General features: G+C 60.7%; 11 protein-coding genes. All 11 read right to left on the bottom strand.

Annotated features, from left to right (window positions below):
* Positions 1-4: 4 nt before the first annotated feature.
* The gene (metR, locus tag Q1V60_RS12300; RefSeq protein ID WP_124365990.1) at positions 5-922 is read right to left on the bottom strand and encodes a transcriptional regulator MetR; all 918 of its coding nucleotides are present in this window, start codon (positions 920-922) and stop codon (positions 5-7) included.
* Positions 923-1,067: 145 nt separating this feature from the next.
* Positions 1,068-1,406, bottom strand: a complete 339-nt coding sequence (locus Q1V60_RS12305) for a GlpM family protein (RefSeq protein WP_300630595.1) — start codon at positions 1,404-1,406, stop codon at positions 1,068-1,070.
* Positions 1,406-2,743 (bottom strand): sigma-54 dependent transcriptional regulator, encoded by a 1,338-nt coding sequence (locus tag Q1V60_RS12310; protein ID WP_300630597.1) that lies wholly within the window; start codon positions 2,741-2,743, stop codon positions 1,406-1,408. Before Q1V60_RS12310 ends, Q1V60_RS12305 begins: the two co-directional genes overlap by 1 nt.
* Positions 2,740-4,641 carry a sensor histidine kinase gene (locus Q1V60_RS12315; RefSeq protein WP_300630599.1) on the bottom strand — a complete coding sequence of 634 codons (1,902 nt, stop codon included), beginning with the start codon at positions 4,639-4,641 and terminating at the stop codon, positions 2,740-2,742. Before Q1V60_RS12315 ends, Q1V60_RS12310 begins: the two co-directional genes overlap by 4 nt.
* 224 nt (positions 4,642-4,865) lie before the next feature.
* Positions 4,866-5,600: an amino acid ABC transporter ATP-binding protein gene (locus Q1V60_RS12320; protein WP_003231449.1), complete on the bottom strand. Its 735-nt coding sequence runs from the start codon at positions 5,598-5,600 to the stop codon at positions 4,866-4,868.
* Positions 5,597-6,268 carry an ABC transporter permease subunit gene (locus Q1V60_RS12325; RefSeq protein WP_046071144.1) on the bottom strand — a complete coding sequence of 224 codons (672 nt, stop codon included), beginning with the start codon at positions 6,266-6,268 and terminating at the stop codon, positions 5,597-5,599. The genes Q1V60_RS12320 and Q1V60_RS12325 overlap by 4 nt, the downstream gene beginning before the upstream one ends.
* Positions 6,268-7,014 (bottom strand): amino acid ABC transporter permease, encoded by a 747-nt coding sequence (locus tag Q1V60_RS12330; protein WP_300630602.1) that lies wholly within the window; start codon positions 7,012-7,014, stop codon positions 6,268-6,270. Before Q1V60_RS12330 ends, Q1V60_RS12325 begins: the two co-directional genes overlap by 1 nt.
* Before the next feature lie 194 nt (positions 7,015-7,208).
* Positions 7,209-8,144, bottom strand: coding sequence for a glutamate/aspartate ABC transporter substrate-binding protein (locus tag Q1V60_RS12335; protein WP_300630604.1), 936 nt, complete (start codon positions 8,142-8,144; stop codon positions 7,209-7,211).
* A gap of 312 nt (positions 8,145-8,456) precedes the next feature.
* Positions 8,457-9,995, bottom strand: a complete 1,539-nt coding sequence (gene glpD / locus Q1V60_RS12340) for a glycerol-3-phosphate dehydrogenase (RefSeq protein WP_300630606.1) — start codon at positions 9,993-9,995, stop codon at positions 8,457-8,459.
* Positions 9,996-10,282: 287 nt separating this feature from the next.
* Positions 10,283-11,038 carry a DeoR/GlpR family transcriptional regulator gene (locus Q1V60_RS12345; protein WP_300630608.1) on the bottom strand — a complete coding sequence of 252 codons (756 nt, stop codon included), beginning with the start codon at positions 11,036-11,038 and terminating at the stop codon, positions 10,283-10,285.
* A 95-nt stretch (positions 11,039-11,133) separates the two neighbouring features.
* Positions 11,134-11,980 (bottom strand): FGGY-family carbohydrate kinase (locus tag Q1V60_RS12350; protein ID WP_300630610.1); only part of this gene is annotated, 847 nt, incomplete at its 5' end.

Below are 11,980 nucleotides of genomic sequence, written 5' to 3' on the forward strand. Positions count from 1 at the left end.
AGCCTCAGCGCACCGCACTCACACCATCGAGCGTGGAAAATGACGTGTCTTTGGCCGTCAGCAAAAAATCACGCATATACGGTGCATCCAGCATGTCGGCACGAATGCCCGCATACAGCGTGGCGAACAACCCTTTTTCGCCCAGCCGCTTGGCCTTCACATAACCGCGTGAACTGTACTCGTGCAGCGCCCAATGGGGCATCCCGCACACGCCTCTACCGCTGGCCACCAGTTGCATCATCATCACCGTCAGCTCCGAGGTGCGCACTTGGGCCGGTTCCACGTCGGCCGGTTCCAGAAAGCGGGTGAAGATGTCCAGGCGATCACGCTCCACCGGGTAGGTGATCAGCGTTTGCGTCAGCAGGTCTTGCGGCACGATGTACGATTTGTTCGCCAGTGGGTGCTGGTTGGCCACGGCGAGCATGGCTTCGTAGGTGAACAGCGGCACGTAGGTGATGCCCGGCAATTCCAGCGGGTCGGAGGTCACCACCAGGTCAAGATCACCCCGGGCCAGGGCCGGCAGCGGGGCGAAGGCGAAGCCCGAGGCCAGGTCCAGCTCGACTTCAGGCCAGGCATCGCGGAACTGGTCGATGGTCGGCATCAGCCATTGAAAGCAACTGTGGCACTCGATCGCCATGTGCAAGCGCCCGGCGGTGCCGCCGGCCAGCCGCGCAATATCGCGCTCGGCGCCGCGCAGCAGCGGCAGAGTGGCATCGGCCAGTTGCAGCAGGCGCAGGCCGGCGCTGGTGAAACGCACCGGTTTGGTCTTGCGCACGAACAGCGGCATGCCCAGGCGCTCTTCCAACTCCTTGAACTGGTGGGACAGCGCCGACTGGGTCAGGTGCAGGCGCTCGGCGGCCTCCACCAGGCTGTCGGCTTCGCGCAGGGCGTGCAGCGTTTTAAGGTGACGGATTTCCAGCACGACGGCCTCCATGAGTAAAATTTGTGCTCAATCATAAGGTATTGAGAAAGGCTCATGTCAGCCGGCGCGTCGCATGGGTTATTCAACCTTCGAAAAATGCCGGTTCGTGACAGGGCGGGCAATATTGCCTCGCTCACTTCCTGCCTCAGCTGTGCACGCGTACCCACACGCTTACCAGGACGGTTGCCGCCATCAACCACGCCACCGCCGCGACCGCGAGTGACGCTTCAAGGCGCATACGCTCCACCAGTACATAGAGGGTCGCCAGGTACACAAAGTAAGGAATGATCGACCACATGCCGAACAGGATGGTGGTCTTCAAATCCTCCACCGAGCGGCCCTTGCCGACGATGTAGTGGGCGATCAACGCAAAGGTCGGAAACAGCGGCACCAACCCGGCGATGTAATAGTTTTTGGTCTTGGCCAGTGCGGCCAACACAAGCACCACCGCCGCGCCCAGGGCGGCCTTCAAGAACAGGTCCATCAGTGAGCCAGCCCGTATTTCTTGACCTTGTCGAACAACGTGGTCTTGGCCATCCCCAGCTCCTGGCTGGCCTGGGTCAGGTTGCCGCCGCTGCGTTGCAGGGCATCGTTGAGCAGATTGCGTTCGAAGGCCTCCACCGCCTCGGTAAAGGCCAGGCCCTGGGGGCTGCCACCGCTGCCGCTTTTCTTGAACGCCGGCAGGCCCAGGGCGAAGCGTTCGGCGACGTTGCGCAGTTCGCGCACGTTGCCCGGCCAATCGTGGCTCATCAGGTTCGACAGGGTCTGGTTGTCCAGCTCCGGCGCGGTGCGATCAAAACGCAGTGAGGATTGCTGCAGGAAATGTTCGAACAACTGCAGGATGTCTTCACGGCGCTCGCGCAGCGGCGGCAGTTCAAGGGTGACCACATTGAGACGGTAGTACAGGTCGCTGCGGAACTGGCTGGCACGGCTCAGTTCGTTGAGGTCGGACTTGGTGGCGGCGATCACCCGGCAATCCACGGCCACGCTCTGGTTCGAGCCCAGGCGTTCGAGGGTGCGTTCCTGCAAAACCCGCAGCAGTTTGATCTGCAGGTTGATCGGCATGCTTTCCACTTCATCGAGAAACAGCGTGCCCTCATGGGCGTGCTCGATCTTGCCGATGCGGCGCTTGCCCGCGCCGGTAAACGCGTTGGCTTCGTGGCCGAAGATCTCGCTTTCGAACAGATTCTCCGGCAGCCCGCCGCAGTTCAGCGCAACGAACTGGTGGGAATGGCGCCGGCTGAAATCATGCAGGCAACGCGCGACCAGCTCCTTGCCGGTGCCGGTTTCGCCTTCGATCAGCACGTTGGCCGAGGTGTCGGCGACGTTGGCGATCAGTTCGCGCAGGTTTTGCATCGCCGGCGAGCGGCCGATGATGCGGCCCTCCAGCGAATCGCGCTCGGCCAGTTGGCGGCGCAGCGACCAGACTTCCCGCGCCAGCCCACGCTGTTCCAGGGCTCGGCGGGCAACATCCACCAGGCGCTCGGGGGAGAAGGGTTTTTCCATGAAGTCGTAGGCGCCGTTGCGCATCGCGCCGACGGCCATGGAGATGTCGCCGTGCCCGGTGATCAGCACCACCGGCAGGCTTTTGTCCAAGGCTTTGAGACGAGTGAGCAATGCCAGGCCATCGATGCCGGGCAGGCGAATATCACTGATGACAATGCCGGCGAAGTTCTCGCCGATGTGCGTCAACGCTTCTTCGGCACTGCCCACGCCAACGCTGGGAATGTCTTCCAGTGCCAATGCTTGCTGGCAGCCCAGCAGTACATGGGGGTCGTCTTCGACGATCAGAACGGTGAGGTCTTGGGGTTCAATATTCATGTCGACTCAACTGTTTCAGCGCCCGCCAGCGGCAGGTTCAGGACAAACGCGGTGCCACCGCTGGCCGGATGTTCCACGGCCAGGCTGCCGCCGGTGGCCGCCGCAAGGCTCGCGGACAGCGTCAGGCCCAGGCCCAGGCCTTGTTCGCCGGGTTTGGTGGTGAAGAAAGGTTCGAACAGATGCTTGCGGGCCTCGGGGTCGATGCCATGGCCATTGTCGCGCACCCGCAGGCGATATTTACCCTCGGCGCTCTGGCCTTCCAGCCACAACTGCGGTGCGGTTTGCGCCTGCATCGCATCAAGGGCGTTGCCGACGAGGTTGACCAGGATCTGCTCCAGGCGCGTCTGGTCGATCTGTAATTGGGCGTTGGCGAAGTCACGGTGCACGGCCAGGGGCAGGTTGTCCAGGCGCGCGCCGAGCACTTGGAACGCGGCGTCCACGGCCTTGGCCAGGTTCGCTTCGCCCTGGTCGTCACCGCGCCGGGCAAACGAGCGCAGGCTGGCGGTGATGCGGCCCATGCGGTCGATCAGTTCGTTGATGGTCTTGAGGTTGGCGCTGGCGGTGTCCAGGGCCCCGCGTTCGAGGAAGCGCACGGTGTTGCCGGACAGCGTGCGCAACGCGGCCAGGGGTTGGTTCAGCTCATGGGCGATGCTGGTGGACATCTGGCCGATCGCCGCGAGTTTGCCGGCCTGCACCAGTTCGTCCTGGGCGCGGCGCAAGGTTTCTTCGGCCTGGCGCCGTTCGCGGATCTGGCCTTTAAGGCGTTCATTGCTGGCGCGCAGGTCGGCGGTGCGTTCGGCAATCCGTCGCTCCAGTTGGCTATTGGCTTCCTGCAAGGCTTCCCGCGCGGCGAGGCGGGTGGCGATGACTTTGCGCCGCTCGTTCCAGGCAATCAGCAAAAACGCCACCAGGCCAAACGCAACGGCGACCAGAATGCCCTGGTTGATCGCGGCGCGGCGCAGCTCATTGAGCGGGGTGAGCAGGGTGAAATTCCACGGTGTGTCATTCAGTGGCCGGGTTTGCGCCAGGTAGCTGACTTCGTGCTTGTCGCTGACCACTTCGCTGTTGGCCGGGAAGGTCAGCTTTTCGCTGCCTTCGTCCAAGCGCTCGCGGGCCAGGGGTTCCAGCGCGTTCAGTGTCGCCCAGTAATATTGCAGGCTGTGGGCCAGTCGGTCCTTGGTGTCATCGCTCAGCGGGCGCACGGCCTTGAGGCGGCGGGCCGGGTCACTGGAGAGGATGATGATGCCGTTTTCGTCGCTCACAAAGGCTTCCAGGCGCGCCCGTTGCCAGCGCTCCTCGAGCGCTTCCAGGCGGACCTTGACCACGGCGACGCCGATGATCTTGCCATGCTCTTCCAGCCCGTGGGCCAGGTAGTAGCCGGGTTCGCCGTTGGTGCTGCCGATGCCGTAGAAACGACCGGGTTGGCCGCGTACGGCGTTTTGGAAATAGGCGCGAAAGGACAGGTCTTCACCCTGGTAACTGTCGGCGTCGCGCCAGTTACTGGTGGCCAGCACCCGGCCGGTGGTGTCCATCACGTAGATGGCGCGGCTGCGGCTGCGGCGGTTCAAACCTTCGAGGTAATCGTTGACGGTCTTGCGGGTTTCCTGGCTGGGATCGGCCAGGAGCATGGAAACGCTGGATTCCAGCTCAAGCAGGCTGGGCAGGTAGGTGTATTTGCTCAGTTCGCTTTCGACGGTGCGGGCGTGCAACTCCAACTGGCGTTCGCCGTTGTCGCTGAGGGTGCGGATGCCGTAGTACTCACTGACCCAGAAGCCGATATAACCCAAGCCGATCATCAGGGCGATGATCAACGGCGGCAGGAACAGTTGGCGTATCAGACGAGGCTTCACGGCAAGTGATGGCGGCGCGGCGCGAAATTGATTGGGGTCGCATTTCATCACAGATGCCTTGGGTCAGCTACCGACGTGAATACAGGGGTCTTTGGCTGGGAATGATTGCGGCGGGGGAGCTTGCTCCCGCTGGGCTGCATAGCAGCCCTGGAACTGACGACCGACATTTCACTTTGGAAATATGTGTCGCTGGTTCTTGGGCCGCTTCGCGCCCCAGCGGGAGCAAGCTCCCTCGCCACAAAAGCCCCTCAGCGCAGCTATATTCAGCGTACTTAGTGCTGCAGGATTTTCTCAAGGAAGTGCTGCGCACGTTCGGAGCGGGCGCTGATGTCACCGAAAAACTCTTCTTTCGGGCAGTCTTCGATGATCTTGCCGGCGTCCATGAAGATCACGCGGTCGGCCACTTTGCGGGCGAAGCCCATTTCGTGGGTCACGCACATCATGGTCATGCCTTCCTGGGCCAGTTGCACCATCACGTCGAGCACTTCGTTGACCATTTCCGGGTCCAGTGCCGAGGTCGGTTCGTCGAACAGCATGACGATCGGGTCCATCGCCAGGGCGCGGGCAATCGCCACTCGTTGCTGCTGGCCACCAGACAGCTGGCCGGGGTGCTTGTGGGCATGGGCCGAGAGGCCTACGCGCTCAAGCAGTTGCAGGCCCTTCTGGGTGGCTTCTTCCTTGCTGCGGCCGAGCACCTTGATTTGCGCGATGGTCAGGTTTTCGGTGATGGTCAGGTGCGGGAACAGCTCGAAGTGCTGGAACACCATGCCCACGCGCGAGCGCAGTTTCGGCAGGTTGGTCTTCGGGTCGGCAATCGACGTGCCGTCCACGACAACATCACCCTTCTGGAAGGGTTCCAGCGCGTTGACGCACTTGATCAGGGTGGATTTGCCCGAGCCGGACGGCCCGCACACCACGATCACTTCGCCTTTTTTAACCTCGGTGCTGCAGTCGGTCAGCACCTGGAAGTCGCCATACCACTTGTTGATGTTCTTGATAGAGATCATACGGCAAACCTTTTTTGCAGACGCTTGACCAGCAGCGAGGCGGAAAAGCTGATGATGAAGTAGACGACACCGGCGAAGATCAGGAACTCATTGGAGCGGCCAATGATGTCGCCGTTGGAGCGGGCGGAGTTGAGGAAATCCACCAGGCCCACGGTGTAGACCAGCGAGGTGTCCTGGAACAGGATGATGCTCTGCTGCAGCAGCAGCGGCGTCATCTTGCGGAACGCCTGGGGCAGGATGATCAGGCGCATGGTCTGGCCGTAGGTCATGCCCATCGCCTGCGCGGCGGCCATCTGTCCCTTGGGGATCGACTGCACGCCGGCCCGCACGATTTCACAGAAGTACGCGGCTTCGAACATCATGAAGGCCACGACACAGGAGGTGAACGCGCCGATCGGCGTGTCTTCACCGGTGATCCAGCGCAGCACGAACGGCACCGCCAGGTAAAACCAGGTGATGACCAGCAGCAGCGGGATCGAACGGAAGTAGTTCACATAGGCGCCGGCCACACGCGACAGCAGCTTGCTGGACGACAGGCGCATCAGCGCGAGGATCGTACCTAGGATGATGCCGCCGACCACGCCCATGACCATCAGCTGCAGGGTCATGACCATGCCGTTCCACAGGCCCGGGATCGCGGGGATGATGCCGCTGAAATCAAAATCCATTATTTACCCCCCACGGAGATCAGGCCGGGCACTGCGACTTTCTTCTCGACCATGCGCATGAGCAGCATCAGGCTCATGTTCAGGGTGAAGTAGATCAGCGTGGCCAGGGTGAAGGCTTCAAACAGGTTGGCCGAAAATTCGGCGGTCTGCTTGGTTTGCGCCAGCAGTTCCATCAGGCCGATCAAGGACGCCACGGAGGAGTTCTTGAACACGTTGAGGAATTCGGAGGTAAGCGGCGGAATGATGATGCGGTAGGCCTGGGGCAGCAGCACGTTCCAGTAGATCTGCGGCAGCTTGAAGCCCATGGCGCGGGCTGCGGCTTCCTGGCCACGGGGCAGCGCCTGGATGCCGGTGCGCACTTGTTCACACACACGGGCGGCGGTGAACAGGCCCAGGCACACCACTACGCTCAGGTAGGCCGAGGTGGTCGGGTTCAAGTCTTGTTTGTACCAGTCCTGCAGGTTCTGCGGCAGCATGTCGGGTACCAGGAAGTACCAGATAAACAGCTGAACCAGCAGCGGCACGTTACGAAACAGTTCCACGTAGCAGGTCGCGATGCCCGATACGAGGCGGTTTGGCACGGTGCGCATGACCCCCAGAATGGAGCCCAGCAGCAAGGCGATAATCCATGCCACGACAGCGATGGCGATGGTCCAGCCCAAGCCGGCAATGTACCAGTCGAGATAAGTCTCGCTGCCCACGCCGGTGGACTTGAAGAACACGCCCCAGTCCCAGTTGTAATTCATTAGGGTCTCCCCTCGAGATCGATCGATGTACAAGCACCCGCTTGGGGGAAATCCATTCCCGCCCGACGATGAACGCCAGGCACACACGATCGGCTCGAAAACCGCCAGGTCGAGTGTTCCAGGTTATAGCAAGCAGGTAGTAACAGACGCCTGAGGGAGGGTTGGCTCCCTCAGGAGATAAGCTTAGTCAGGTATCAGATTTTTACTTCAGGTGCTGGTTTGTCGCTTGGGTTAGCGATCAGCTCCTTAACCTTGTCGCTCATCGGGAAGTTCAGGTTCAGGCCTTTCGGTGGGATCGGGCTTTCGAACCATTTGGCGTAGATCTTGTTGATCTCGCCGGATTTGTACAGGCTGACGATGGCGTCATCCACGGCTTTCTTGAAGTCCGGGTCGCCTTTGCGAACCATGCACGCGTAGGCTTCAAAGGACTGCGGCGTACCGGTGATGACCCAGTCGTCCGGCTTCTTGGCCTTGGCTTCTTCACCGGCCAGCAGGGCGTCATCCATCATGAACGCTACGGCGCGGCCGCTTTCGAGCATCTGGAAGGACTCGCCGTGGTCTTTGGCGGAGATGACGTTCATGCCCATCTGCTTGTCGGCGTTCATCGCCTTGATGATGCGCTCGGACGTGGTGCCGGCGGTGGTCACGACGTTCTTGCCCTTCAGGTCGGCAAAGTCGGTGTAGGACGGCTTGCCTTCCTTGCCTTCCTTGTCTTTCTTGACCAGCAGACGGGTGCCGATTTCGAAGATGTTGGTGGTGAAGTCAACTTGCTGGGCGCGCTCGGCGTTGTTGGTGGTCGAACCACATTCCAGGTCCGCGGTGCCGTTCTGGATCAGCGGAATACGGGTCTGCGAAGTCACCAGGTTGTACTTGACCTTCAGATCAGGCTTTTTCAGGTCTTTTTTCAGGGCTTCAACAACGGCCAGCTGAATGTCGTGGGAGTAGCCCACGGGTTTGCCCGAGCCATCCGCAATGTAGGAAAACGGGATTGAGCTGTCGCGGTGAGCGAGGGTGATAGTGCCGGAGTCGTTGATTTTCTTCAGCGTGCCGGTGAGTTCGGCGGCGAAAACTGGAGTGCTGATCAGAGCAGCAGCGATAGCTGCGCCCAAGATATGGGGAACAATGCGCATCAATACTTCCTCGACATTTGTTTTTTTTATGAAGCCAGCTAAACGGCTCTCTTGTACTGCGAATGCCTTGACGGCTCCTGAGGCGTCTCAGGCAATCGTCAGGAAGTGTAGAGCATGAGTCGTGCCATACCGAAAACAAAAGCTTAACGTATTGAATTATATGGCTATTAACTTTATGTGACGGTCACTATTCGCTTCGCGTGTACGGTTGACCGAATAGGGAAGCATATCGCGTTCGGAAAACCGAATATCCACGCGGGCTTAAAAAAGCCCCTGGACCATAAGGTGCAGGGGCATTGTGCGGCAGGTCGGTCAGGCCGCTTCGATCTTGCTGCGGTTCTGTTCAACCTTGGACAGGTAGCGTTGCAGGTTATCCTGTTCGGCGGGCGTGGTGAACAGGCCCAGCTTAGTGCGGCGCCACAACACGTCCTGAGGCTGTGTCACCCATTCCTCAGCGCACAGGTAATCGACTTCGCGGGTGTACAGGCCGCCCCCGAGGTGCTCACCCAGATCAGCTAGGGTTTGCACACCTTCCAGCAGGCGCCAGGTGCGGCTGCCGTAGGTGGTCGACCAGCGACGAGCGATTTCGCTCGGCACCCAGTTGAATTTGCTGCGAATGGACTCGGCCAGCGCTTCCGGCGTAGTCATCTCTTCGCCGCCGGGCAGGCTGGCCTTGGCGGTCCAGCTTGGGCGCATGTGCGTGAAGTACGGCGCCAGTTGCGCCATGGCCGACTCGGCGAGCTTGCGATAGGTCGTCAGCTTGCCGCCGAACACCGACAGGATCGGCGCCTCGCCAGTGCCACCGGACAGCGACAGGGTGTAGTCGCGGGTAATGGCCGACGGGTTGTCCGATTCGTCGTTGCACAGCGGACGCACGCCCGAATAGGTGTGGACGATGTCGTCACGGCCCAGCTGCTTCTTGAAGTGTGCGTTGACCACCTTGAGCATGTAGTCGGTTTCACCTTCGGTGATCGCAACTGCAGCCGGATCGCCGGTGTATTCGCGGTCGGTGGTGCCGATGATGGTCAGGTGGTTCAGGTAGGGAATAGTGAAGACGATACGCTGGTCTTCGTTCTGCAGAATGTGCGCATGCGCACCTTCGTAGAGTTTCGGTACGATCAAGTGGCTGCCCTGGATCAGGCGGATACCGTAGGGCGAATCCAGCTTGAGGTCATCCTTGATGAACTTGGCGACCCACGGGCCCGCAGCGTTCACCAGCGCCCGAGCGCGGATCGAGAACAGGCTGCCATCGGCGCGCTCCATGTTCATCTCCCACAGCCCGTTGCTGCGGTGTGCACTGACGCAGCGGGTCTGGGTATGGATATGCGCGCCTTTTTCGCGCGCGGCCATGGCGTTGAGTACAACGAGGCGGGCGTCGTCGACCCAGCAATCGGAGTATTCGAAGCCTTTGGTGATTTCGCTTTTCAGCGGGCTGTCGGCGCCGAACTTGAGGCTTTTCGAACCGGCCAGTTTCTCGCGCTTGCCCAAGTGGTCATACAGGAACAGGCCGGCACGAATCATCCAGGCCGGGCGCAGGTGCGGGCGGTGCGGCAGTACGAAGCGCATCTGCTTGACGATATGCGGGGCTTTGGCCAGCAGCACTTCACGCTCGGCCAAGGCCTCGCGTACCAGGCGGAATTCGTAATGCTCCAGGTAACGCAAGCCACCGTGGATCAGCTTGCTGCTGGCGGAGGAGGTGTGGCTGGCCAGGTCGTCCTTTTCGCAAAGGAATACCGACAAACCGCGACCGGCTGCGTCTGCCGCAATGCCGACGCCATTGATCCCACCGCCGATAACGGCGACGTCATAGACTTCGGCAAGCGGTGGAGCAGGCAAGGTAGAAGGGTTCATCGGCTGGCCTCGCGATCTTTTCGTATTGGAATTCGAACATTAATGTTCATTTGCGAAAATGGTAGCTGATAAATGCGGGCACAGCCAGCCAACTTCGATTAAAAAAACTCATCGAAGGTGGGGGAAAGGAAAATTTGTGAACATAAGCCAGGGATAAGGCTTGAGGTTTGGGCTGTTGGGTAGATTGCTTTCGCGAGCAAGCCCGTTCCCGCAGTCAGCCGAGTTCTAACATAAGAATACGGCCGACTGTGGGAGCGGGCTTGCTCGCGAAGGCGTCAGCGCAGAGGCTATACGACTTCCAGGCGCACCTTGTGGTCATTCAACAATTGCACCAGCGCCGGCACCGGCTGCTGATCCGTCACCAAACAGTCCACCAAGCTGATCGGCCCCAGGCGAATCATGGCGTTGCGCCCGAATTTGCTGGAGTCCGCCGCCAGAATCACTTGGCGCGCATTGGCGATGATCGCTTGGGAAACCCGAACTTCCTGATAGTCGAAGTCCAGCAGGCTGCCATCTTCATCGATGCCGCTGATGCCCACCAACGCAAAGTCGACCTTGAACTGGTTGATGAAATCGACACTGGCCTGGCCAACCACGCCGCCGTCACGCCGCACGTTGCCGCCGGTCAGCAATACATCGAAGTCGTCCTTGGCGCTGAGCATGGTGGCGACGTTGAGGTTGTTGGTGATGATTTTCAGGTGGTGGTGATTGAGCAGGGCACGGGCGATGGATTCGGTGGTGGTGCCGATATTGATGAACAACGAAGCGTGATCGGGGATCTGCGCCGCGATGGCTTCGCCGATACGCTGTTTTTCATCGCGCATCTGGTCTGCACGCATGGCGTACGCGGTGTTTTCAACGCTGGAGTCATAGGCCGCGCCGCCGTGGTAGCGGCGCAGCAGATTGGCGTCCGCCAGCTGGTTGATATCGCGGCGGATGGTTTGCGGGGTGACAACGAATAACTGCGCCATCTCCTCGATACTGACGTAGCCGCGTTCGCGGACCAGTTCGAGGATTTGTTGTTGGCGGGGAGGCAGATTCATGGGGCGTCCTTTGGGCTGCCATACAAAAGTGGCCCATGATGACGCAGGAATCCGCTCCCTGCCAGTTACAACCTGATATAGATCCGGCGCTTGGCTTATTCGGCGCCTTCGTGCGGTTCCCAGTCGCGGGTGCGGCTGACTGCTTTCTGCCAGCCCGCGTAGAGTTTCTCTTTGGAGGCCTCATCCAGCTGTGGTTCGAACTCGCGCTCGATCACCGCTTTGCCGCGCAATTCGTCCAGGCTGCCCCAGAAGCCGCAGGCCAGGCCCGCCAGGTAGGCCGCGCCGAGGGCCGTGGTTTCGCGCATTTGCGGGCGCTCGACCTGGGTGCCGAGGATATCGGCCTGGAACTGCATCAGGAAGTTATTGGCAACGGCGCCGCCGTCCACGCGCAGGGCTTTGAGGCGTTCGCCCGAGTCCTGTTGCATGGCATCGAGTACGTCGCGGGTCTGGTAGGCGATCGACTCCAGGGCTGCGCGAATAATGTGGTCCACACGTACGCCACGGGTCAGGCCGAACAGGGCGCCACGGGCATACGGGTCCCAGTACGGCGCGCCCAGGCCGGTGAAGGCCGGTACCAGGTAAACGCCGTTGCTGTCCTTGACCTTGCCGGCAAAGTATTCGGTGTCGTGGGCGTCGTTGATGATTTTCAGCTCGTCACGCAACCACTGCACGGTGGAACCGCCGTTGAAGACTGCGCCTTCCAATGCGTAGGCCACTTCGCCACGTGGGCCGCAGGCGATAGTGGTAAGCATGCCGTGCTTGGATTTAACCGCTTTGTCGCCGGTGTTCATCAGCAGGAAACAGCCGGTGCCGTAGGTGTTTTTCGCCTGGCCGGCTTCGACGCACATCTGGCCGAACAGCGCCGCTTGCTGGTCGCCGGCAATACCGCCGATGGCGATGCCGCTTTTGGTGCGGCCGTAGATCTCGGACGACGACTTAACT

The sequence above is a fragment of the Pseudomonas sp. genome, assembly GCF_030147005.1.
GTDB lineage: Bacteria > Pseudomonadota > Gammaproteobacteria > Pseudomonadales > Pseudomonadaceae > Aquipseudomonas.

Excerpts from the sequence above, each read along its gene's own strand:
- Q1V60_RS12345 (WP_300630608.1), bottom strand. The coding sequence starts at position 11,038 with ATGAATCTGCCTCCCCGCCAACAACAAATCCTCGAACTGGTCCGCGAA.
- Q1V60_RS12335 (WP_300630604.1), bottom strand. The coding sequence starts at position 8,144 with ATGCGCATTGTTCCCCATATCTTGGGCGCAGCTATCGCTGCTGCTCTG.
- Q1V60_RS12325 (WP_046071144.1), bottom strand. The coding sequence starts at position 6,268 with ATGGATTTTGATTTCAGCGGCATCATCCCCGCGATCCCGGGCCTGTGG.
- Q1V60_RS12330 (WP_300630602.1), bottom strand. The coding sequence starts at position 7,014 with ATGAATTACAACTGGGACTGGGGCGTGTTCTTCAAGTCCACCGGCGTG.
- Q1V60_RS12320 (WP_003231449.1), bottom strand. The coding sequence starts at position 5,600 with ATGATCTCTATCAAGAACATCAACAAGTGGTATGGCGACTTCCAGGTG.
- Q1V60_RS12315 (WP_300630599.1), bottom strand. The coding sequence starts at position 4,641 with ATGAAATGCGACCCCAATCAATTTCGCGCCGCGCCGCCATCACTTGCC.
- glpD (WP_300630606.1), bottom strand. The coding sequence starts at position 9,995 with ATGAACCCTTCTACCTTGCCTGCTCCACCGCTTGCCGAAGTCTATGAC.
- Q1V60_RS12305 (WP_300630595.1), bottom strand. The coding sequence starts at position 1,406 with ATGGACCTGTTCTTGAAGGCCGCCCTGGGCGCGGCGGTGGTGCTTGTG.
- Q1V60_RS12310 (WP_300630597.1), bottom strand. The coding sequence starts at position 2,743 with ATGAATATTGAACCCCAAGACCTCACCGTTCTGATCGTCGAAGACGAC.